This is a genomic window from Staphylococcus caseorum (assembly GCF_049943195.1).
In the GTDB taxonomy this organism is placed as follows: Bacteria; Bacillota; Bacilli; order Staphylococcales; family Staphylococcaceae; genus Staphylococcus; species Staphylococcus equorum_A.
Genome location: NZ_JBNFUA010000002.1, coordinates 57,497 through 79,799, shown reverse-complemented (window position 1 = coordinate 79,799; position 22,303 = coordinate 57,497). Strand labels below are relative to the sequence as shown.

Below are 22,303 nucleotides of genomic sequence, written 5' to 3'. Positions count from 1 at the left end.
CAAAAACCCAACAAAAAATCTATGTTCACAAAAGACCTTGGAATTAAGTTATGGTACACTGGATATGTATATAGGAGGTTTGTATTTTGAAAATAGGTTATGCAAGAGTTTCAACTGGATTACAAAATTTGAATTTACAGGAGGATCGATTAAACGCATATGGTTGTGAAAAGATATTTAGCGACCATATTAGTGGTTCAAAAAGTAAAAGGCCTGGTTTAGATAAAGCAATTGAATTTGCGAGATCAGGAGACACGATTGTTGCTTGGAGACTAGATAGACTAGGACGTAACATGGAAGATTTAATCACATTAGTTAATGAACTTAACGAACGAGGCGTGAGTTTTCATAGTTTAGAAGAAAATATAACTATGGATAAATCAAGTTCTACAGGACAATTATTATTTCATTTATTCGCAGCGTTTGCAGAATTTGAACGTAACTTAATTTTAGAACGTTCTTCGGCTGGTCGAATTGCAGCTCGTGCCAGAGGACGTTATGGTGGAAGACCTGAAAAATTAAGCAATCAAGATTTGAATTTACTCAAAACACTTTATGATAATGGTACACCAATTAAGACAATTGCAGAACAATGGCAAGTTTCACGCACAACAATTTATCGTTACCTCAATAAATTGGAGGAAAAGGAAGATGAAAAACAAGGAGAAATACCTCACTAATTTTTCTGAAACCAAGCGTAAAGAGGCTATACAAAAGTACGATGTTATTAAACCTTTTATATTAGGAAACAAATCCTTATCGAGTATTTCTAAAAATACAGGCATTGCGTTAAGTACACTTTATAGGTGGAATAAGTTATATAAAGAACAAGGACTTAAGGGGCTAATTTATACGACAAGAGCCGATAAAGGGACACGTAAAATAGAACCAAAGATAATTGATGAAATTGAACGCCTTGCACTTAAAAATAAAAGAAATAGTATTGCTACAATTCATAGGAAAATCGCTAATTATTGTAAAGAGCATAATTTTGATACACCAAGCTATAAACAAGTTTATAGTGTTATTAAAGCAATGCCTAAATCTGTGATTGATTTTTCTCATCAGGGTGAAAAATACTATCACAATAAGTACGATTTAATACAAATAAGAGAATCATCAAGACCAAATGAAATATGGCAAGCCGACCATACTTTGCTAGATGTCTATATATTAGATCAAAAAGGTAACATCAATAGACCGTGGTTAACCATTATTATGGATGATTATAGTCGTGCAATTGCAGGCTACTTTTTAACATTTGATAGTCCTAATGCCAAGAATACTGCCCTAACACTACATCAAGCTATTTGGAATAAGAGTGATACAAGATGGCCAATATGTGGGATTCCTGAAAAGTTCTATACTGACCATGGAAGTGACTTTACTTCACATCATATGGAACAAGTCGCTGTTGATTTGAAAATTAATTTAATGTTTTCAAAAGTTGGCGTGCCACGAGGTCGTGGAAAAATAGAAAGATTCTTTCAAACAGTCAATCAAACATTCCTAGAGCAAATTCCTGGATATATAAACAATAACGATGAGTTTAAAAATTTACTAGAATTTCAAGAGTTCGAAGAAAAATTACGCCAATTTTTGATTGAAGACTATAATCACAAAGAACACAGTTCTATTGGTTGTTCACCAACAAGTCGATGGAATAGTAATCTCTTTTTCCCCAATATGCCCAGTAGTTTAGAACAACTCGATTTACTCTTACTAGAGATTCCTAAATCTAGAAAAATCCATTCAGATGGTATTCATTTTCAAGGATTTAGATATAGTAATACGAATTTAGCAGCTTATGTAGGTGAATATGTACTGATTCGTTACAATCCCAATGATATGGCTGAAATACGCGTGTTTTATAGAGATGAATTCCTTTGTACAGCTATATCTCCTGATTTATCTGATTATTCAATTGATATAAAGGATATACAACATGCTCGTAGTCAGAGAAGAAAGCACTTGAAACAAAACGCTATTAGCCCTAGTACGACTGACTTAATAAAAGAAGAAAAAAATCAAAGTTATTCACCTCACAAGATAGACAAAAATGTCAAAAAGCTAAAGAGGTATCATAATGACTAAAAAACAGAAGTTCATTGAAACAAAAGAGTACAAACGATTTGCTGAATTTTGTGATGCTTGTATTAAATATCAGTATATTGGTATATGTTATGGTCAACCAGGTGTGGGTAAAACATTATCTTCACGATATTATACCAATTGGGATATTATTGAAAACCAGGTTAACCATAGGGGCTGGAAAGATTTAGCTAATAAAACAACGGACGATATATTATCTGTAGACAAAATATTTTATACTGCACCAGCAGAAAAGCAAACAAGATTGAGTAGTGACTTACACAGTATTAATGGAAGTATTGATTTGGGTCAAAAATTACATGTTTTAAATAAATACGAGCATGAACATAGTGAAAATTTTAGTGATGCATTCCAAGACATTGAACTCATTATAATAGACGAAATTGATAGACTTAAAGTGCAACATTTAGAGCAATTAAGATCTATCTATGATGAACGTGACCTAGCAATGGTATTCATTGGTATGCCAGGTATTGAGAAAAAACTATCTCGTTATCCTCAACTATATTCTCGTATAGGTTTTGCACATGAATTCGATAATTTAAGCAAAGATGAAACACATCATATATTAGAGTATAAGTGGCAAGATCTAGGAGTTGATTTAAAACTTGAAGACTTCACTGACTATGAAGCTATAACAACTATTATTAAAATCACTAAGGGTAATTTTAGACTTATTCATCGCTTGTTTGCGCAGATAGATAGAATTATGGATATAAATGGCTTAGATAAAATCAGCACCGAGGTTGTAGAAACAGCAAGAGACAGTTTGGTCATAGGTATACGATAATAGAAAAAGCAACGTACCATATTAAAGTACGCTGCTTTTTCTCATTTATTAAGTGAAATTATTCTCATATACCAAGTAAAGTGACAACTTAAGCCAGAATCACAGTTCAAACAAGGGTATACAGGATTTTCTTGGATCTTCTTCTTAATGATTATTCAAGCAGCAACCATAATCACTATGGAATTCCACTATGGTACAATTAAGAACTTACTTTATAGAAACTACTCAAGAATGAGTATTATTTTAAGTAAATTTAGCGCTTTATTTATTTATTCATTAGTATTATTTATTGTTACTACTTTGATAAGCTTAGGTTTAAAATTAGTGCTATTTTCTGATATGGATATTTTAAAACAATCTGGTGACAATTTATCACTGTTACAAGAGCACTTGTTAACTGCTTTAGCTACTTATATTGGTATGTGGTTAATATTGAGTTTAACATTATTAATTTCTTGCCTTTTAAAATCACCAGGTGTTTCGATTGCTGTAGGAATTGTCTTCTACTTTGCTTCTTCTGTTATTTCAGGCATACTCTTTGCGGCAATTGCTCAATGGGAATGGTTAAAATGGAATCCTATCAACATGTTAAATTTAAGTACACAAGTATTAGATAACGAAGTATTCAAAAAAATGACTAAACTAGAGTTACATGAACTATATATTGGGAACATTGTTTATATTATTATCTTTTTAGCATTAGTTATTTTCGCTTTTAAAAAGAAAAATGTATAATTTTAGATATGCGATTTTGCATTCCTAACCACTATGATGTTATAATGTATTTAACAAAAAGTAGTTCCATTGGAACACCGAACCCCCAACCTACTGGAATAGGTTGGGGGTTTTTTTGGTGGGCTATGTCGCCTTATTATTTATTGCGGTTGTTTAGCCAAAACGTAAAACCCGCAATTATGCATCCTGAAACAACAGGTGCAATTATACTAACAAAAAGTAGTTCCACTGGTCTCACCTCCTTCCGTCGAATATATCGCCGGAAGTTAAGACGACTCTGTTATTATATCATTTGTGAATTGTTAAGCATATGCACTTCCGATAAGTTGAATTATGTAAAAATCAAACTTATACCCCATTATAGGCCATAACTTTACGTACGTTTTTAAGTACGTTATAATATAGAATAAAGAAAGGACGTGACTAATAATGAATATTAAAACGCCTACTAATGCGAGAAAAGAATTCTATGAACTACTTAAACAAGTTAATGATAGCCACGAACCCGTTATTATAAGCAGTTCTAAGAGTGAAAATAACGCCGTAATCATAAGTCAGAAAGATTGGGATAGTATTCAAGAAACGTTATATCTTGAAACAACAGGGACTATGGATAAAGTACGAGAGCGTGAAAAGGATAACAGTGGCTACACTAACGTTGATGATTTAGACTGGGATAACCTCTAAATGGATAATTACAGTATTGCTATTAAAAATTCAGCAAAATCTGATTTAAAGAAATTTAAACAATCACAGTTGAAAACACAATTCTTAAAAATTGTAGACACGTTAAAAGAAGACCCTTATTTTCCGAGCCAATCTTTTGAAAAGTTGCAACCTAAACACTTAGGGCGCTATTCAAGAAGAATAAACCATCAACATAGAGTGGTTTACGCAGTTGATGAAGATGATAAGGAAGTTTTTATCCTTTCTGCATGGTCACATTATGAATAAAAGCAGCTAATTTTTAGTTATGGGTTATATATTAAAATAGCATATTGGGATTTATGTAATACAATATTATTATTAATTTGTATAGAAAAAGGACAACATACTAATGTATGCTGCCCTAATGATCCCGTTAAAAAGACGGTGGCTTGTCAGTAAATTAATGAATAACTATTCTACCTACTCGGTCAAAAGTTGGGAATGGTTATTTTTTTGGTCTTTATTACTAAATAATCACTTAGTAAATAATAAATCGAAATTTAAGATATGAAAGATTAATTAATCATGTTGATGTATTTGATTATATATCATTACTAAATTGGTTGGATAAAATAAATATAACAAAACCATATGTTATAATCAGAAAAATAAAAAGTGGTTTCCATTCATATATGAGTGTTAATTTTAAAAATGATGCAGTAAAACAAATGTAACGAATTGATGAAATTATTTAGGGAACTATTAATATAGTTCTCTTTTACCTACAAGTGATATAAAAGATGCAGTAAGTTAATAACGTATATTTCAAATATCTTTAGAGGAATTTATATTATGTATAGATTCCTCTTTTTTATAACATTTAATTAGTATTTCAAAAACTAAACCTCCTGCATTAACTTATAACTAAGTTTAATTGCATTTAATAAATCAAAAATAAAAATGTAGTTATTTGATTTCGCCGATTGTAAAATTAAGCTAGACACATAAGAAAAGCCACTCGTGATACACTCAAAATTAATTTCCAACCAAAGAAATCATAGGAGTGATCACGAATGACCTACACCCATCTTAGCACGGATGAATTGATAATAATAGAAGCCTATTTCCATCAAAATAGCTCTGTCACAAAGATTTCAAGACAGATGGGCCGGGCCCGTCAAACAGTGCACAATGTGGTGACTTTTCTGAAAGACGGGCACACGGCACTGGATTATTACAAGCGCTATAAGCAGAACAAGAAACGCTGTGGTAGAAAACAGACTGTACTACCCGCCGATCAACATCTCTATGTTGAAGAAAAAGTCGCTCAGGGCTGGACCCCCGATGTGATTACTGGTCGCGAGGAACACCCAATTAATTGTTCGGGACGGACACTGTACCGGCTATTCAAACGTCAGCAGTTTGATATTTCTACACTGCCGATGAAAGGCAAGCGAAAACCAAACGGTCATAAGGAACGCCGGGGCAGACAGACATTCAAACGGAACATTTCTGAAAGAGAGACGGATTATCCGGCATTCAACGAAGAATTTGGTCATCTTGAAGGCGACACGATTGTCGGTGTCCACCATAAAAGTGCCATCATTACATTGGTTGAACGCCTGTCAAAAGCCATCATCACGCTAAAACCCGAAGGCAGAACAGCGAAGGATATCGAAACCACGCTCAACACATGGTGTCATCAGGTGCCCAGAAACCTGTTCAAATCCATTACATTCGATTGTGGCAAAGAATTCTCGAATTGGCGGTCAATCAGTAATCAGAATGATCTTTCCATCTATTTCGCTGATCCGGGCACCCCTTCCCAGCGCGGGTTGAATGAACATTCCAATGGGTTATTGCGGACAGATGGATTGCCTAAGGGGATGGATTTCAATCAGGTGGACCAGCGGTTTGTTTCCTCCGTCTCTACCAGAAGGAACCATATCCCCAGAAAGTCATTGAATTATCAAACCCCGTTGGAAGTATTTATGAGTTACATGGATGTAGGTAAACTGTCTAGCTTATTTTGACAAACGAAGCTTTAATTAAAAAGGGAGAGAACATCATGCTTACTGTAGCTTTAGCGAAAGGAAGATTACTAAAAAGCTTCATTGCTTATTTGAATGAAGTAAATGAACAAGAACTTGTACGCGCATTGGAACAGAGAGAGCGTCAGTTACTCATCTCTGTAGGAGAAATCCAATTTGTTTTAGTTAAAGGGAGCGATGTACCTATTTATGTCGAACAGGGCGTTGCAGATGTAGGCATCGTAGGTAGTGACATTTTAGAAGAAGGTAATTACACAATCAATAATTTACTTGATTTGCCTTTTGGTGCTTGTCACTTTGCATTAGCAGCTAAACCAGATACAACAACTTTTACGAAGGTAGCTACCTCTTATACTAAAACAGCTAGAAAATATTTTGAAGCTCAAGGATTAGACGTAGAATTAGTAAAACTATCTGGTTCTATCGAATTGGCATGTTTAGTCGATATGGTCGATGGTATTGTAGATATCGTCCAAACAGGTACCACTTTAAAATCGAATGGCCTAGTTGAAAAAGATACAATTAAAAACATTAATGCCAAATTAATTACAAATAAACAATCTTATTTTAAAAAATCAGCCGAAATAGACGATTTTATACAAACATTGGAGGTGTCTCTCATTGATTATAAATAAAGCTACATTTTTAAAGGACTATTTAAATCAATCCGCATTAAATGAAGGGTTATATCCTCTAGTTAAGGATATTTGTGACAATGTAAAGCTTCAAGGTGACCAAGCTTTAAAAGCTTATAACCAACAACTTGATCACGTAGAGACATCAGAACTTGAAATTCCTTATGAAGCTTTAGAAACGGCTTATAATCGCATTGACGATACATTACGTGATGCGCTTCAGCAAAGTCACTCACGTATTAAAGCTTATCAAACTTCTATAAAATCTACAGCACAACAAGGCTCAAATGAATGTTATGAAATGTATCATCCATTAGAACGTGTCGGTGTATATGTACCGGGCGGTAAAGCAAGCTACCCTTCTACTGTGTTAATGACTGTCACATTAGCTAAGGTAGCTGGCGTTAAAAATATATTTGTTGTCACACCACCGCAAGCCCAAGGACTACCTGATATTGTTTTAGCAGCTTGCTATATTGCAGGTGTCGATAGAGTATTCCAGGTTGGTGGCGCACAAAGTATCGCAGCGCTTGCTTATGGTACAGAAACAATTCCAAAAGTAGATAAAATTGTAGGTCCCGGCAATCAGTATGTTGCCTACGCAAAAAAATACCTCTTCGGTCAAGTAGGTATTGATCAAATTGCTGGTCCAAGTGAAATCGCCTTAATCATAGATGAGACGGCTGATTTAGATGCTGTAACTTACGATGTATTTGCTCAAGCAGAACATGATGAACTTGCGAGAACGTTTGTGATTAGTGAAAATAAAGCGTTATTACAACAACTCGAACAACGCATCCAACAAACTTTAAGCCAAATAGAACGTCAGCCTATCGTTGAAGCAAGCTTAACAAACAATCATTTTTTAATTTCAGTAGATAATTTTAATGAAGCATGTGATTTAATGAATCAAATCGCCCCAGAACACGCATCAATTCAAACAGCTTCACCACGTGATTATCTAAATCATGTGCGTTATGTGGGCGCACTATTCTTAGGACATTATTCTCCAGAAGTTATCGGTGATTATGTAGCGGGACCGAGTCATGTCTTACCGACCAATCAAACTGCGAGATTTACCAATGGTCTATCCGTTAATGACTTTTTAACACGTCATTCTGTGATTGATTTATCTGAATCTACATTTGAAAAAATTGAAGGTTCTGCACGTAAGCTCGCTCATACAGAACAACTTTTTAACCATGAACAATCTATAGAAATCAGATCACCAAAGGAGCCACGTAATGATTAGAATCAACAAAAATGAAAGTCCACTTCGTCCATTATCTGATTCACAATTGGCAACAATTATTCAGGAAGCAACATTTAATTTCTATCCAGATGACGAGTATGAACGTTTTAAAGCAGCTTACGCAAATTATTATAATCTTTCAGCTGAGCAAATTATTGCAGGTAATGGTTCTGATGAATTAATTCAAAAATTAATGCTGATTATGCCAGAAGGCCCAGCACTTACATTGAACCCAGATTTTTTCATGTATCAAGCCTATGCTTATCAAGTTGATCGCCCAATTGAATTTGTAAATGCTGAACCAGATTTATCATTCGATTTGGAACGTATTTTGCAACGTATAGATGAAGTTCAGCCAGCGTTCTTTATCATGAGTAATCCGCACAATCCGTCAGGCAAGCAATATAGCCTGACGTTCTTAAAAGCAATTGGAGATAAAATGAAAACATTAGGTGGTTATTTCATCATAGATGAGGCTTATTTAAATTTTGGTAATACTTATCAAATAGAAATGCAGCCCCACATTTTACAAATGCGTACACTTTCAAAAGCATTTGGCATCGCTGGCTTAAGATTAGGCATGCTTATTAGTACGTCCGAAACAATACAAGAAATTAAAAGGATTGAACACCCTTACCCATTAAACACAATTACATTGCATATTGCTTTATATATGTTTGAACATACAGAAATGCTGAACAATTTTATAAATCATCAAAGACAACTTGCTATAAAATTACGCAATATGTTTGATGACTTAGTATCAGATATCATGGTCGTATTTCCTTCCTCGACGAACTTTGTTTTAACAAAAGGAACTGCAGCACAAAGTTTGGGCGCATTTATTAAAGCGCACGGTTTCCTACCTAGAGTCTATGACGAAAACGAAATGGCTGATTATGTTCGTTATTCTATAGCTACAGATGAACAGTTAGATGAATTAGCAGCAATCATTAAAAATTGGAGGTCTCAATATGATTTATCAAAAAACACGTAACACTGCCGAAACACAATTAAGTATTTCACTTGCAGATGATCAACGTACAAGTAAAATTGATACGGGTGTGGGTTTTCTAGATCATATGCTTACCCTCTTTACTTTTCACAGCAAATTGTCAATTACAATAGAAGCGAATGGTGATACGGAAGTCGATGATCACCATGTGACTGAAGATATTGGTATCGTACTTGGTCAATTATTATTAGAATTAGTTAAAGAACGCAAAAGCTTTCAACGCTATGGCGTAAGTTATATTCCTATGGATGAAACACTTGCACGCTCAGTTATAGATATCAGCGGCCGTCCGTATTTATCATTTAATGCAGACTTAAGTAAAGAAAAAGTAGGTACCTTTGATACGGAACTTGTAGATGAATTCTTTCGTGCATTAGTGATTAATGCACGATTAACAACACATATCGATTTATTACGTGGCGGTAATACGCACCATGAGATTGAAGGCATATTCAAATCATTTGCACGTGCACTAAAAGAAGCTTTAGCAAGTAACGATTCAGAAGGCATTCCCTCTTCTAAGGGTGTGATTGAATGATTGCTATCATAGACTACGGTCTAGGAAATATTAAAAATGTACAACGTGCAGTCGAACATTTAGGCTATAAAACGATACTGACAGATAAGCAAAGTGAAATAGAAGCTGCAGATATCATCATATTACCTGGTGTGGGTCATTTTAAAGATGCAATGCAAGCGATTCAAACACGTGGTTTAGCAACAGTGTTACAGTCAATTACAGATAAACCAATTATAGGCATCTGTCTTGGCATGCAACTCTTATACGATTGGAGTGCAGAAGGAAATGTTGAAGGTTTAAAACTTTTCCCAGGAAATATTGTTCCGATTCAAACACCCTATCCTGTGCCACATTTAGGCTGGAATAATTTAATTAGCAACCACCCTCAATTGGCACAAGATGTATACTTCGTACATTCATATCAAGCTGAAATGTCTGAACATGTTGTAGCTTTCGCTGAATACGGTGATCCCATTCCAGCAATTGTTCAATATAAACACTATATCGGCATTCAATTTCATCCAGAAAAAAGTGGAGCCGATGGATTAGCAATACTCAACCAAGCATTGAAAGGCGGTTTCTTATTATGATTAAACTCTGGCCAGCAATTGATTTAATCAATGCTACAAGTGTGCGACTAACTGAAGGTAAATATGATTCAGAAGAAAAAATGCCACGTAGCGCTGAAGAAAGCATCAAATTTTATAACCAGTTTAAGTGTGTTGATCGTATTCACATTGTCGATTTAATCGGCGCAAAACAGCAATCATCTATTGAAAGAAATTATATAAAAGAGTTAAGACAACTTACTGACAAACCAATGGAAGTTGGTGGTGGTATTAGAAGCATCGACACAATAGAAGCATATTTCAATGACGGTATTGATTATTGTATTGTTGGTACGAAAGGGATTCAAGATTTAGCATGGTTAGAACAAATGGCAAATCAGTATCCAAATCGTATATACATTTCTGTTGATGCTTATCGTCGTGATGTAAAAATCAATGGTTGGGAACAAGACGCTCAACTAGATCTATTTGATTTAGTTAACAAAATCGAACACTTTCCACTTGGTGGCATTATTTATACAGACATTTCTAAAGATGGTCGACTTGAAGGACCTAACTTTGAAATAACAGGACAATTAGTTGAAGCATCTGACAAACAAATTGTCGCTTCAGGTGGTATACGAAACCAACAAGACTTAACACAGTTAGAATCACTAGGCGTCTATGCTGCAATCGTCGGTAAAGCAGCGCACAATGCTGATTTTTGGGAGGGATTATCATGATTAAAAAGAGAATTATCCCCTGTTTAGATGTAAAAGATGGTCGCGTAGTTAAAGGGGTTCAATTTAAAGGGTTACGAGATATTGGCAATCCAGTAGACTATGCACTTTATTACAATGACCAAGGTGCAGATGAGCTTGTCTTTTTAGATATTTCTCGAACTGAAGCAGGTCATGATCTTGTACTTGATGTCATTGAGGAAACTGCCGAAAAATTATTTATTCCACTTACGGTTGGCGGCGGGATCGCTACTTTAGATGATATCTCACAATTACTTAATCATGGTGCAGACAAAGTTTCACTGAATTCAAGCGCACTTAAAAATCCAGAGTTCATTAAACAAGCGAGTGAAAAGTTTGGAAGTCAGTGCATTTGTATCGCTATTGATAGCAATTATGATGACGAACTGAACGACTATTATTGTTATACTCACGGTGGTAAACAACGTACTGATAAGCGTGTATATGATTGGGTCCAAGAAGTAGAAGCATTAGGCGCAGGTGAACTACTCATCACAAGCATGACACACGATGGTATGAAACAAGGCTTTGATGTGAAACATTTACATGACATTGAACAACTTGTAAATATTCCTGTCATTGCTTCAGGTGGTGGCGGAAAACCAGATCACTTTGTTGATTTATTTAAACAAACAGATGTCTCTGCAGGTCTTGCGGCAAGTATATTACACGATAAAGAAACCACTGTAGATGAAATAAAACAAACGATGGCACAAGGAGGTATTCCCATTAGATGACACAACAACCTGATTTTAGTAAAGGACTCTTACCAGCAATTTTGCAAGATGTTGATACAAAACAAGTGCTCATGCTTGGCTATATGAACGAAGCAGCATATAACAAAACTTTAGCAGATGGCATTGTTTGTTTCTATTCTCGCTCTAAAGAACGTTTGTGGACCAAAGGCGAATCTTCTGGACACACGCAAGTAGTTAAAAATATTCATTTAGACTGCGATCAAGATACACTACTCATCGATGTTGTGCCAAATGGTCCAACTTGCCATACTGGGAGCCAAAGTTGCTTTAATACCGACGTTCCTTTTAATATCCAACAATTAGAACAAACTGTAACTTCAAGTGCACAATCCAATAAAGAGAACTCATATACACAATATTTGTTAAATGAAGGTCTTGAAAAAATTACCAAAAAATTTGGTGAGGAATCGTTTGAAGTTGTTATTGGCGCGATGAAGTCTGATCGTCATGAAGTGACAAATGAAACTGCAGATTTAATGTACCATCTATTCGTATTATTACATGCTTTAAATATTAAATTTGAAGACGTCGAAGCTGTATTAGCACAACGTCATCAGACCTCAAATAACTTCAAAGGCGAACGTAATGATATAGACAATTGGTAAAAACAACACTTACTTTACTTCGACGTGAATCCTATTTAATTTTGATAACGTAGCAAGTTGATTGCTACCATTCGATTTTAAATCATAAAAAAGAGAGCGGTACAGAAATCAAAATTTGATTTCATATTTCCGCTCTCTTTCACTTTATATTTTATTTGTTTTTCAAAAGTTCTTTTTTGAAAAATTCTGCTTGTTTTTCTACTGAGATCAAATCAGCATAAATGGCTTCATCCATTGAATAATAAATCACATTGTCATTTTGTACAGCTTCGTTATTATGCCATATGTTCGACTTAACAAATTCATTGTTCAGTTTCCCACCATCTTTTGTTGGTAAAAGTAAATAATCGCCTGAATAGTCATTGAATTTTTCTTTAGGTACTTTCATGAATTTTTCTTTTGGCATCGCTTCTTTAGCTTCAGGATCTTCTTTTAGTTTAAACCCTTCGTAAATTGCTTCACTGCCTCGTCCAAACCTAGGTCCAAATTGATAAATATCTTTTGCTTGAATATCCATAATTGAAAAAGTTTTATCTTCCCCAATGGCTTTTTTAATTTCTTCACCATCTTTTGCTAACTTTTTAGATAGTTCATCAGCTTGTTTCTTAGCTTTGCTTTCTTTGTTTACTAACTTACCAATTTCAATATGAGTATCTTTATAGTCCATATTTTGTACTTTTATAGGTACTGTTGGTGCTATTTTAGATAATTTTTTATTATTTTTATTTTCTTTATATGTAATAATCAAATCTGGTTTCAACTTAGCAGCAGCTTCTACATTTTCTGGATTAATTTTCTTAACTTCCCCCATGTCTAAATACTTAGAGTCTGGAAATACATTCGTAATACCAACAGGTTTAACACCTAGTTTTTTTAAGTTCCCGTAATTTGCTGTTAAAACTAAGACTCTCTTCGGATTTTTAGGTATTTTAACTTTACTACCATCCTCAGTAGTATAAGATTTCATACCCTTATCATCTTTTGCATCTGATTTATTAGATTCATTGCCACTACTACATGCCGCTAAAAATATTATAAAACATAACATTAAACATAGTATTTTTTTCAAATTAATAACCTCTCCCATTGTATACTACCTTCATTATAATTGAATTGATTATCAATTGCAATTTAATTATACTTTTACAAGAAATAAATATATACTTTATTTAATAGGATAAATAAAATTACTGCTCTTTTAATTATCTTTTGATATCGCCGATTGTAAAATTAAGCTAGACACATAAGAAAAGCCACTCGTGATACACTCAAAATTAATTTCCAACCAAAGAAATCATAGGAGTGATCACGAATGACCTACACCCATCTTAGCACGGATGAATTGATAATAATAGAAGCCTATTTCCATCAAAATAGCTCTGTCACAAAGATTTCAAGACAGATGGGCCGGGCCCGTCAAACAGTGCACAATGTGGTGACTTTTCTGAAAGACGGGCACACGGCACTGGATTATTACAAGCGCTATAAGCAGAACAAGAAACGCTGTGGTAGAAAACAGACTGTACTACCCGCCGATCAACATCTCTATGTTGAAGAAAAAGTCGCTCAGGGCTGGACCCCCGATGTGATTACTGGTCGCGAGGAACACCCAATTAATTGTTCGGGACGGACACTGTACCGGCTATTCAAACGTCAGCAGTTTGATATTTCTACACTGCCGATGAAAGGCAAGCGAAAACCAAACGGTCATAAGGAACGCCGGGGCAGACAGACATTCAAACGGAACATTTCTGAAAGAGAGACGGATTATCCGGCATTCAACGAAGAATTTGGTCATCTTGAAGGCGACACGATTGTCGGTGTCCACCATAAAAGTGCCATCATTACATTGGTTGAACGCCTGTCAAAAGCCATCATCACGCTAAAACCCGAAGGCAGAACAGCGAAGGATATCGAAACCACGCTCAACACATGGTGTCATCAGGTGCCCAGAAACCTGTTCAAATCCATTACATTCGATTGTGGCAAAGAATTCTCGAATTGGCGGTCAATCAGTAATCAGAATGATCTTTCCATCTATTTCGCTGATCCGGGCACCCCTTCCCAGCGCGGGTTGAATGAACATTCCAATGGGTTATTGCGGACAGATGGATTGCCTAAGGGGATGGATTTCAATCAGGTGGACCAGCGGTTTGTTTCCTCCGTCTCTACCAGAAGGAACCATATCCCCAGAAAGTCATTGAATTATCAAACCCCGTTGGAAGTATTTATGAGTTACATGGATGTAGGTAAACTGTCTAGCTTATTTTGACAAACGAAGTTTATTAAAGTATATCTAACGTTCTTAATTAGCGTCACATTTTATATACATTAATTGGTTGTTTATTAATAAACGAACTCAATTAAGATGCTTAAAGTTTATTAATATAAAACTTATAACATTATATTAATGGTAATTAATAGAACAACTTATATTGTTTATTCTTACCTATTAAATATATCAGCGACTCCTTTTAGACTCCCTGATAACAGGATAAGGAGGAACAATGCCATGGCCATGGCACCCAGCATAGCTGGGGTTCTCTAAACATATCCTTTAACACTATAAATGCTGATGTGATAGTGTTTATATAATAATTTATAACGCGACAACAATAGATCTTGTATATTTTTACATGGCATTTTTATGAGAATTTATCGAACGGCATATCCCTTGTCCCACAAGAGGTTTAAAAACGAGGACTCTTTAGAGTCGTTATAGACTCCCTAAAGGAGTCTGGATTTTATGTATTTTATTTAAATTAACGACTATTTGTGAAATACTTAACATGTATTATTTACATAATTTATTCGTCTTAAATTAACCTTTGAAATTATTTTTATGTAGTAACTTATGTTGATACATTAACGGTACCAGAATAAAAAAGTGTTCAGTTAAATATTTTAACTGAACACTTAATGTTTAAATAAATGTATTTATATCTTCATTTATTTGGTTACCTTTATTATTGTCATTAGTTATTGATTTGTTTGTATCATCGTCATTGATTAACTGTTTTATGAATTGATCATTTTCTCAGTAATTTGTTGTGATAGATAATCTTCTTTATAACGTATTATTTCGTTTTCTTTATCTAATATAAAGTTTGAATTTTCATCAATTTTAACTTCTCCATAATTCAATTCTTCAAAGTTAATGTTTTTATATAACTGATTTAGTTTCTTTTATATACCTTCTATTTGTTTAATTTTTCTAGGCACTACCATAATAAAATGGTCCTTCCTATTTTGGTTTGTCGTTTGATTTGATTCCAGTCTTACTACTTATTGATGATAATTCATAAATTTTATCAGTACTAAAATGATTAAGTTGTTTTTGCTGAGCTTTTAGTCCTTCTTGAATATCATTTTCTTATTCTATTTCACTATATAATTTTACACATCTACAGTATCGTTTCTTATATTTTCAATATCAGTATTTGAAATGTCTGTACTTTCACTTGGTGCGTTATCTAAATCAGTCATTGAAATAGAATTACTAGCTCTTTTTTCGTCATCTTCATCTAAAATAATCGAATTTATAACTAGGGAAAATTACAGAATTTAGTGAATGAGAAAGCCCACGGTTTTAACCGTAGGGATGAGAACGAAAATTTCAAAATGTAATATAACTTATATTCGTATGTTTTATATCTTTGAAAAATTAAATCAGTTTTCAAAAAAGGATTTAATAGCATCCCTAATATCTTCTTTAAGCTTTTCATCATTTTTATATCCATTCAAATTAATATATTCCGCATCCTCTTGTACATACTGTAAGAACTGCTTAAACGTATCAATATAAGTTTTATAATGTTCACATTGTGCTTCTAAAAGCTCAACATCTTCTTTTGGTACGCTTGTCTCTAAAGCCATTTCAAGTTTTTGTTTTTCTTTTTTTAACTGTTCAGTATGCTCATCTGTGTTATAGACAACTGTAGGTTTGATACGATTACCTAAAGCCGCAAGCCGTGTATAAGCTGTTGGATTTAAATCTCTATCTTCTGCTAATGCTTTTACCTTTTTATATTCTTCTTCAGTCAAATTGATATTGATTGTTTTAGCTTTTCTATGACTTTTATTAGTCATTTTTGACCCCTCCACAACTAAGTAATCACTCATTTATTCATTCAATAATATAGTTAGTAATTACTCAATATTTTTATAAAAAATAAACTAAGCAAATACTTATCTATTTTAACAAGTTATTAGCTTAGCAATTACTTAGTTTTACTTTACCATATTTAACTAAGTAATTACTAACAAATTATAGAATGAAATGTTGCTTAATTTAGAAGGGAAACAAGGAGTCCTTTAGGGAGTCTCTAGAGACTCCAAAGAGTCCCTGCTTCGAAATCCCTTGCGCCCCAAAGGATAAAAGCATTGTAATTTTCCAACGAAAATGCCATGTAAAATTTCATCGATTCCTTTGTGTCCGTCATTAAACATAATGCATAAATACTGTAATATCAGCGTTCAGAGTCTTTAAGGATAAGTTTAGAGTGCCCCAGCTATGCTGGGTGCCATGGCAATGGCATTGTTTCTCCTTATCCTGTTGTCCGGGACTCCTCCGCGACTCCTTTGGTTAAAGTCTTAGTCAACATAAATTCATTTTCAACGCTCTAAAAACTTAATTTACTCTCTTTCATCAAATGTGTGTTAAACTTCATTTTTCATCATTACAGACTCCACTAACAAACTTCCAATAAAAAATGACCTACTGCATTAATTCTTAATACATGTAGGTCACTTTTTACTCACATTATTTATTTATAAAATTCGAACACTATGTTGGTTAGCTCAGATTCAATATTTAAACCTAACAATAAAATACTGCTTACTAATATCATAAATTAAAGTTTTTTTATTTGTTCTTTAATTCCTCTCTTTTATATTTAAGCAATTCTTTATTAGCATCTAATTGTAGTTTTTGTTGTTGTTTGAAGAGTATCATCAAATCTTCAATCAAGTTTTCTTTCTTACTAATGTCCCTCTTAAGATATTCATTATTTTTTCTAATTTCCTTGATCCTTTTCTTTAGTAAATCTTTTTCCATATGAAGAACGTTAATTTCTTTCTCTTTACCTTTTAAACCTCCATTTGATTTTTTTAATAGTCTCTCTCTTATAAAGTTTTCTACGTCTATATCAATTTTATAGACATTTTTTTCTTTAATTACTGATAAGTTCTGAGGTAGGTTTTGTAAATAATTCCAAATTGTTGTTCGTGATACATTTAGTTCTGTCGATAATTGACTTATACTTTTCATCATGAAAAATCTCCTTTTTGATTTTTCACTACTTCTATTTTAACTTTTTACCACCTAGTGTGATTTTAACAGTTATCAAATTGATAGTCGTATAAACAATATCAAAAAAACATAAAAAGAACGCTATTTCTATATAGTATCAAGACAAGAAGAAACTCGTTTCACTCGTTTCAAAAACCCTCCTGATTTTTAGAGAAAAACTCTCTTATTTCATCGTCTTTAATAAAATAATATGCCATCTTTCCATCTTTATAAAAATCAAGTACCTCATTTTTATATAAAAGCCTTAAATGATGTGAAGTTGAAGCAACACTCATTTTCAATATCAAAGAAATATCACAAACACACAACTCATCTTCTTTAATCAAAGATAATATGATTTTCAATTTCTTCTCATCACAAATTTTTTCTAAAATGTTAAGTAATTTCTTAGATTTATCATCTTCTAAAAAACTTAAAGCATTGTTAACTTTATCCTCATGTACACAGATCACATCACAAGCATTTTCATAACTCATATAAAATCACACCCTAAATTAAAATATAAATCCTAAAATTGTTTGAATAGTGTCATTTTCAATAATAATAAATAAACCTAAAGCTATATAAATAACAGCCATAATCCAACGACTAAATTTCTCAACAATTTCTCCAACTCCTGGAATATTAGCTAATTTTTGTGCAGTAAATACCAAGAAGAAAATTAAAATTAAAAAGACAAACAGAGTAATTAATAAATTAGTAACACTTAATGTCACAAAATACGGAACAAATAAACCAATATTATCAGCACCACAACTTGCTATCGTAACAATTGCAACCGTACCAACTAATTTAGACAATCCTTTTTCATTCAATTCTTTTTTAGCTCTCTTTTCTCCTTCACAATCATCATAAATAGCTACTTTAATTCCTAAATAAATCGGTATTAACCCTAATAATCCTAATATCCATTTTTCAGGAACATAATTTAAGACAAAGGCAAAGAATAAACTTACGACAATCAATGTCACAGATCCTACATATTGACCAATATAAATATCTCTATATTCTTTTCTAGTCTTTGCTCTAGCAAAAAATATTAATAAAATTACTAATAAATCAACTGCTGTAGCAATATAAAGAACAGCAGCAGTGACAACCGTTTGAATCATACATACACCTCATTCAAAAATATTTTTGAATGTATTATAACTAATATTTTTAAATAATCATAGGTGCTTTATTCCAATTGCTTTATTGACGTTGAGCCTCGGAACCCTTAACAATCCCAAAACTTGTCGAATGGTCGGCTTAATAGCTCACGCTATGCCGACATTCGTCTACAAGTTTAGTTAAGGGTTCTTCTCAACTTCAATAAATTTTCTCGGCATAAATGCGTGTCTAATCTTTTTTAGAACGACTAATCAAAAAATAATCTAAAAAATCACAAACCAAAATTTAAAAAATAAAAAAGCCTAAATACTCTCTCGATTTGTGAGAAAGTATTTAGGCTTTTTGAATTAATAAATTTCTTACTTCTTATGTTTATTTAACAATTAGTACTGGGACAGAACTTCTTTTAGCAATCTTATGTGTAACATCTCCTAAAACATGTTTAATATTCCAATCGACTCTATGATTACTCATAATTACTAAATCAAATTCACCATTATTTATATCTCCAGAAGTAATTTTTTCTAAGATTGTATCTTTAATATGCCCAAAATCTACATCTATTTTATATTGAATATCTCTTTTTTCTAATTCACGTAAAAATGGAGTAAGTTTTTTTTCTTTTTCTCTAATAATATCTTTTTTATGCTTATTATAATATTTGACATTAATTGCAAGATCATTTTCTGTTACAACGTGATAAATTACAACAACTGAATCTTCATCGGTGGCTTTTTCTAAATAGTCAGGGATAGCACTAAAATCATTTTCGAAATCATAGGGTAATAATATATTTTTGAACATCTACACCAGCCTCCTATTACTTATTATTTAGATGTCTATTACTTATATATACCCTGAATATATATGCTTATTCTGGTTCTTTTGCAAAGTAAAAAAATATAGCTAACCACTAATTTATCATGTCAGTGTTCGCTTAACTTGCTAGCATGATGCTAATTTCGTGGCATGGCGAAAATCCGTAGATCTGAAGAGACCTGCGGTTCTTTTTATATAGAGCGTAAATACATTCAATACCTTTTAAAGTATTCTTTGCTGTATTGATACTTTGATACCTTGTCTTTCTTACTTTAATATGACGGTGATCTTGCTCAATGAGGTTATTCAGATATTTCGATGTACAATGACAGTCAGGTTTAAGTTTAAAAGCTTTAATTACTTTAGCCATTGCTACCTTCGTTGAAGGTGCCTGATCTGTAATTACCTTTTGAGGTTTACCAAATTGTTTAATGAGACGTTTGATAAACGCATATGCTGAATGATTATCTCGTTGCTTACGCAACCAAATATCTAATGTATGTCCCTCTGCATCAATGGCACGATATAAATAGCTCCATTTTCCTTTTATTTTGATGTACGTCTCATCAATACGCCATTTGTAATAAGCTTTTTTATGCTTTTTCTTCCAAATTCGATATAAAATTGGGGCATATTCTTGAACCCAACGGTAGACCGTTGAATGATGAACGTTTACACCACGTTCCCTTAATATTTCAGATATATCACGATAACTCAATGCATATCTTAGATAGTAGCCAACGGCTACAGTGATAACATCCTTGTTAAATTGTTTATATCTGAAATAGTTCATACAGAAGACTCCTTTTTGTTAAAATTATACTATAAATTCAACTTTGCAACAGAACCTTCTATAAATCACTTAAAGGTAAACAGGTATTAGTTTATTCAGGATTATTTAAAGAGGCTAAAAAGAAATTAAAAAATGGGGATTTAGATTATTTAAAAGAAATTGATCCAACCGAATATATCTATCAAATTTTTTATATTTGGAAACAAAAAGAGTATTTAGCTAGTGAACTTTATGACTTAACAGAACAAGAAAAAAGAGAAATCAATCACAAAATGATAGACGAAATCGAGGAAGAACAATAACAAAATATAAGTGCTAACAGCTGACCTCCCGATAACACCATGTAGTTATTGGGAGGTCAGCTGTTGAATTATGCACGAGTATTTTAAAAGTTATTGTGATGACGACGATAAACGATTATCAAAAGTATAATGTTAAAATGCTTTATTATACTAACGTTATATAAACATTATACTTTCGTTATACAAATTTTAACCCTGTTAGGAACTATAAAAAATCATGAAAATTTTAATTTGCATGTAACTGGGCAGTGTCTCAAAAATTCGACACTGGTTTTGCTCGAATTTTAGTTTGTGAAATTAAGATATATTTATTTGGCTCATATTTGCGTTTTAAAAGCTTATGTAGATTTTTAGGCATAAAACTATATGATTTACCCCTAAATCTTTAAAATGCCCCCTTAAAATTCAAAATAAAGGTATTTAAAATTTAAATAGTTCTTATGATAAAGTTTGCTAAAAAGGAGTGATTCTATGGCTGCTATGTGGTTATCGATTATAGGTATGTGGTTTTGTATTGGAATGGCATTTTTTGCTATCAAAGTGAGTAAGAATAAAAAGTAGACCACGCATTTATGCCGAGAAAATTTATTGATGTTGAGAAGAACCCTTAACTAAACTTGCAGACGAATGTCGGCATAGCGTGAGCTATTAAGCCGACCATTCGACAAGTTTTGGGATTGTTAAGGGTTCCGAGGCTCAACGTCAATAAAGCAATTGGAATAAAGCAATATTTATTTAGTTGTTAATTTTGAAATTAGTAAAAATATTATCCAAAATGCTACTCCGAAGCTTATAAATATACCAAAAACTTTTAAATAGTCTAAAAAAACATTTAATTTAAACCATCCACTGAGGAGTAAAATTGGATAGATTGTAACAAGCATTAGAACGAAATGAACAATGGTTTTTTGTTTCAAATTTAGCGTATTAATTTCGTATATAAAAGAGCTTAATCCTAAAATTAATATTATAAGACTTGTAATAAATGTACCTTTTGCTTGGTAATTTTTTTCTTGTAGCAATAGAATTAAGGAAATAAAACTCATTACAGCAAAGGGAATTATAGCTCTATAAAAAATTTGTAGAATCATAAAATCAACTCCGTTTTTTTGTTTTTTTTAAAACGAGTGAAACGAGTTTCAAATACCTTTTAAATCTCCGCCTTATTCTTATTAATCTTAATCGCTTTAATAAATAAATAAACAGCATTTATTCCCATCAAAATAACATATGGAATGAATATGTATAAATTTTCCGAACCAGATATAAAAACTAATCCAATTAAAAAGAAAATATTTAAAATAGTTGCTATAACGTAGCCTTTATCTAACACTGTGTTTCTATTCAAAAAAATCACTCCTCTTTATTTTTTATGTTACTAAACATAATTGCTTTATTCCAATTGCTTTATTGACGTTGAGCCTCGGAACCCTTAACAATCCCAAAACTTGTCGAATGGTCGGCTTAATAGCTCACGCTATGCCGACATTCGTCTGCAAGTTTAGTTAAGGGTTCTTCTCAACATCAATAAATTT

General features: G+C 32.9%; 25 protein-coding genes and 2 pseudogenes. 17 read left to right on the top strand and 10 right to left on the bottom strand.

Translation table 11 applies throughout. The features are described 5' to 3' along the window. Window positions 1-86: 86 nt before the first annotated feature. The 4 genes and pseudogenes from ACP3TL_RS14835 to ACP3TL_RS14820 form a co-directional block, all read left to right on the top strand. A complete protein-coding gene (locus ACP3TL_RS14835; protein ID WP_002508779.1) occupies window positions 87-680 on the top strand; it encodes a recombinase family protein in 594 nt (197 codons plus the stop codon). Beyond that, window positions 652-2,094: a Mu transposase C-terminal domain-containing protein gene (locus tag ACP3TL_RS14830; RefSeq protein WP_069819312.1), complete on the top strand. Its 1,443-nt coding sequence runs from the start codon at window positions 652-654 to the stop codon at window positions 2,092-2,094. The genes ACP3TL_RS14835 and ACP3TL_RS14830 overlap by 29 nt, the downstream gene beginning before the upstream one ends. After that, window positions 2,087-2,902 (top strand): AAA family ATPase, encoded by an 816-nt coding sequence (locus tag ACP3TL_RS14825; RefSeq protein WP_002508781.1) that lies wholly within the window; start codon window positions 2,087-2,089, stop codon window positions 2,900-2,902. The genes ACP3TL_RS14830 and ACP3TL_RS14825 overlap by 8 nt, the downstream gene beginning before the upstream one ends. A 93-nt stretch (window positions 2,903-2,995) precedes the next feature. Next, a pseudogene (locus ACP3TL_RS14820) lies at window positions 2,996-3,637 on the top strand (DUF2705 family protein); the annotation flags it as partial. 136 nt (window positions 3,638-3,773) lie between these two features. Here ACP3TL_RS14820 and ACP3TL_RS14815 read toward each other — a convergent pair. Continuing rightward, window positions 3,774-3,866 carry a type I toxin-antitoxin system Fst family toxin gene (locus tag ACP3TL_RS14815; RefSeq protein WP_107389233.1) on the bottom strand — a complete coding sequence of 31 codons (93 nt, stop codon included), beginning with the start codon at window positions 3,864-3,866 and terminating at the stop codon, window positions 3,774-3,776. A gap of 200 nt (window positions 3,867-4,066) precedes the next feature. Here ACP3TL_RS14815 and ACP3TL_RS14810 point away from each other — a divergent pair, with 200 nt between their 5' ends. The 11 genes from ACP3TL_RS14810 (at window position 4,067) to hisIE (ending at window position 12,430) form a co-directional block, all read left to right on the top strand. Beyond that, on the top strand, window positions 4,067-4,324 hold the full coding sequence (locus ACP3TL_RS14810; protein ID WP_064209985.1) for a type II toxin-antitoxin system Phd/YefM family antitoxin: 258 nt from the start codon (window positions 4,067-4,069) through the stop codon (window positions 4,322-4,324). Beyond that, window positions 4,325-4,591, top strand: coding sequence for a Txe/YoeB family addiction module toxin (locus tag ACP3TL_RS14805; protein WP_069819203.1), 267 nt, complete (start codon window positions 4,325-4,327; stop codon window positions 4,589-4,591). It begins immediately after the preceding gene. 767 nt (window positions 4,592-5,358) lie between these two features. Then, window positions 5,359-6,318, top strand: a complete 960-nt coding sequence (locus ACP3TL_RS14800; RefSeq protein WP_040762886.1) for an IS30 family transposase — start codon at window positions 5,359-5,361, stop codon at window positions 6,316-6,318. Between the two features lie 35 nt (window positions 6,319-6,353). Further along, complete coding sequence (gene hisG, locus ACP3TL_RS14795) at window positions 6,354-6,971, top strand: ATP phosphoribosyltransferase (RefSeq protein WP_002506734.1); 618 nt, start codon at window positions 6,354-6,356, stop codon at window positions 6,969-6,971. After that, window positions 6,961-8,223: a histidinol dehydrogenase gene (gene hisD, locus ACP3TL_RS14790; RefSeq protein ID WP_394802278.1), complete on the top strand. Its 1,263-nt coding sequence runs from the start codon at window positions 6,961-6,963 to the stop codon at window positions 8,221-8,223. Before hisG ends, hisD begins: the two co-directional genes overlap by 11 nt. Continuing rightward, window positions 8,216-9,220 carry a pyridoxal phosphate-dependent aminotransferase gene (locus ACP3TL_RS14785; RefSeq protein WP_285324566.1) on the top strand — a complete coding sequence of 335 codons (1,005 nt, stop codon included), beginning with the start codon at window positions 8,216-8,218 and terminating at the stop codon, window positions 9,218-9,220. The genes hisD and ACP3TL_RS14785 overlap by 8 nt, the downstream gene beginning before the upstream one ends. After that, window positions 9,198-9,776: an imidazoleglycerol-phosphate dehydratase HisB gene (gene hisB, locus ACP3TL_RS14780; RefSeq protein WP_002506731.1), complete on the top strand. Its 579-nt coding sequence runs from the start codon at window positions 9,198-9,200 to the stop codon at window positions 9,774-9,776. Before ACP3TL_RS14785 ends, hisB begins: the two co-directional genes overlap by 23 nt. Then, complete coding sequence (gene hisH / locus ACP3TL_RS14775; protein ID WP_301524307.1) at window positions 9,773-10,348, top strand: imidazole glycerol phosphate synthase subunit HisH; 576 nt, start codon at window positions 9,773-9,775, stop codon at window positions 10,346-10,348. The genes hisB and hisH overlap by 4 nt, the downstream gene beginning before the upstream one ends. After that, the gene (gene hisA, locus ACP3TL_RS14770) at window positions 10,345-11,049 is read left to right on the top strand and encodes a 1-(5-phosphoribosyl)-5-((5-phosphoribosylamino)methylideneamino)imidazole-4-carboxamide isomerase (protein WP_069832714.1); all 705 of its coding nucleotides are present in this window, start codon (window positions 10,345-10,347) and stop codon (window positions 11,047-11,049) included. Before hisH ends, hisA begins: the two co-directional genes overlap by 4 nt. After that, a complete protein-coding gene (hisF, locus tag ACP3TL_RS14765) occupies window positions 11,046-11,804 on the top strand; it encodes an imidazole glycerol phosphate synthase subunit HisF (RefSeq protein WP_069832715.1) in 759 nt (252 codons plus the stop codon). The genes hisA and hisF overlap by 4 nt, the downstream gene beginning before the upstream one ends. Next, window positions 11,801-12,430 (top strand): bifunctional phosphoribosyl-AMP cyclohydrolase/phosphoribosyl-ATP diphosphatase HisIE, encoded by a 630-nt coding sequence (gene hisIE, locus ACP3TL_RS14760; RefSeq protein ID WP_069817068.1) that lies wholly within the window; start codon window positions 11,801-11,803, stop codon window positions 12,428-12,430. Before hisF ends, hisIE begins: the two co-directional genes overlap by 4 nt. Window positions 12,431-12,581: 151 nt before the next feature. On the opposite strand, the gene ACP3TL_RS14755 is transcribed toward hisIE, so the two are convergent. Next, entirely contained in the window at window positions 12,582-13,499 is a 918-nt protein-coding gene (locus tag ACP3TL_RS14755; RefSeq protein WP_426406565.1) for an ABC transporter substrate-binding protein, read from the bottom strand. Between the two features lie 243 nt (window positions 13,500-13,742). On the opposite strand from ACP3TL_RS14755, the gene ACP3TL_RS14750 reads away from it, so the two are divergent. Further along, window positions 13,743-14,702 (top strand): IS30 family transposase, encoded by a 960-nt coding sequence (locus ACP3TL_RS14750; protein WP_040762886.1) that lies wholly within the window; start codon window positions 13,743-13,745, stop codon window positions 14,700-14,702. A gap of 1,397 nt (window positions 14,703-16,099) precedes the next feature. On the opposite strand, the gene ACP3TL_RS14745 is transcribed toward ACP3TL_RS14750, so the two are convergent. The 6 genes from ACP3TL_RS14745 to ACP3TL_RS14720 all read right to left on the bottom strand — a co-directional run bounded on the left by ACP3TL_RS14745 (window position 16,100) and on the right by ACP3TL_RS14720 (window position 20,466). Next, window positions 16,100-16,519 carry a plasmid mobilization protein gene (locus ACP3TL_RS14745; RefSeq protein ID WP_069827550.1) on the bottom strand — a complete coding sequence of 140 codons (420 nt, stop codon included), beginning with the start codon at window positions 16,517-16,519 and terminating at the stop codon, window positions 16,100-16,102. Between the two features lie 775 nt (window positions 16,520-17,294). Next, window positions 17,295-17,702, bottom strand: a complete 408-nt coding sequence (locus tag ACP3TL_RS14740; RefSeq protein WP_285324567.1) for an HTH domain-containing protein — start codon at window positions 17,700-17,702, stop codon at window positions 17,295-17,297. A 167-nt stretch (window positions 17,703-17,869) separates the two neighbouring features. Continuing rightward, entirely contained in the window at window positions 17,870-18,217 is a 348-nt protein-coding gene (locus ACP3TL_RS14735; RefSeq protein WP_002508637.1) for an ArsR/SmtB family transcription factor, read from the bottom strand. An 18-nt stretch (window positions 18,218-18,235) separates the two neighbouring features. Continuing rightward, entirely contained in the window at window positions 18,236-18,853 is a 618-nt protein-coding gene (gene cadD / locus ACP3TL_RS14730) for a cadmium resistance transporter CadD (RefSeq protein ID WP_002512579.1), read from the bottom strand. 373 nt (window positions 18,854-19,226) lie between these two features. Beyond that, a complete protein-coding gene (locus ACP3TL_RS14725; protein ID WP_002512578.1) occupies window positions 19,227-19,658 on the bottom strand; it encodes a universal stress protein in 432 nt (143 codons plus the stop codon). 133 nt (window positions 19,659-19,791) lie between these two features. Next, window positions 19,792-20,466 carry an IS6-like element IS257 family transposase gene (locus tag ACP3TL_RS14720; RefSeq protein ID WP_001105999.1) on the bottom strand — a complete coding sequence of 225 codons (675 nt, stop codon included), beginning with the start codon at window positions 20,464-20,466 and terminating at the stop codon, window positions 19,792-19,794. 56 nt (window positions 20,467-20,522) lie between these two features. Here ACP3TL_RS14720 and ACP3TL_RS14715 point away from each other — a divergent pair. After that, a pseudogene (locus ACP3TL_RS14715) lies at window positions 20,523-20,768 on the top strand (protein rep); the annotation flags it as partial. Between the two features lie 731 nt (window positions 20,769-21,499). Here the strand turns inward: ACP3TL_RS14715 and ACP3TL_RS14710 are convergent. Then, window positions 21,500-21,859 carry a DUF3021 family protein gene (locus ACP3TL_RS14710; RefSeq protein WP_037539689.1) on the bottom strand — a complete coding sequence of 120 codons (360 nt, stop codon included), beginning with the start codon at window positions 21,857-21,859 and terminating at the stop codon, window positions 21,500-21,502. A 59-nt stretch (window positions 21,860-21,918) separates the two neighbouring features. Next, on the bottom strand, window positions 21,919-22,116 hold the full coding sequence (locus ACP3TL_RS14705) for a hypothetical protein (protein WP_285327108.1): 198 nt from the start codon (window positions 22,114-22,116) through the stop codon (window positions 21,919-21,921). Window positions 22,117-22,303: the final 187 nt, after the last annotated feature.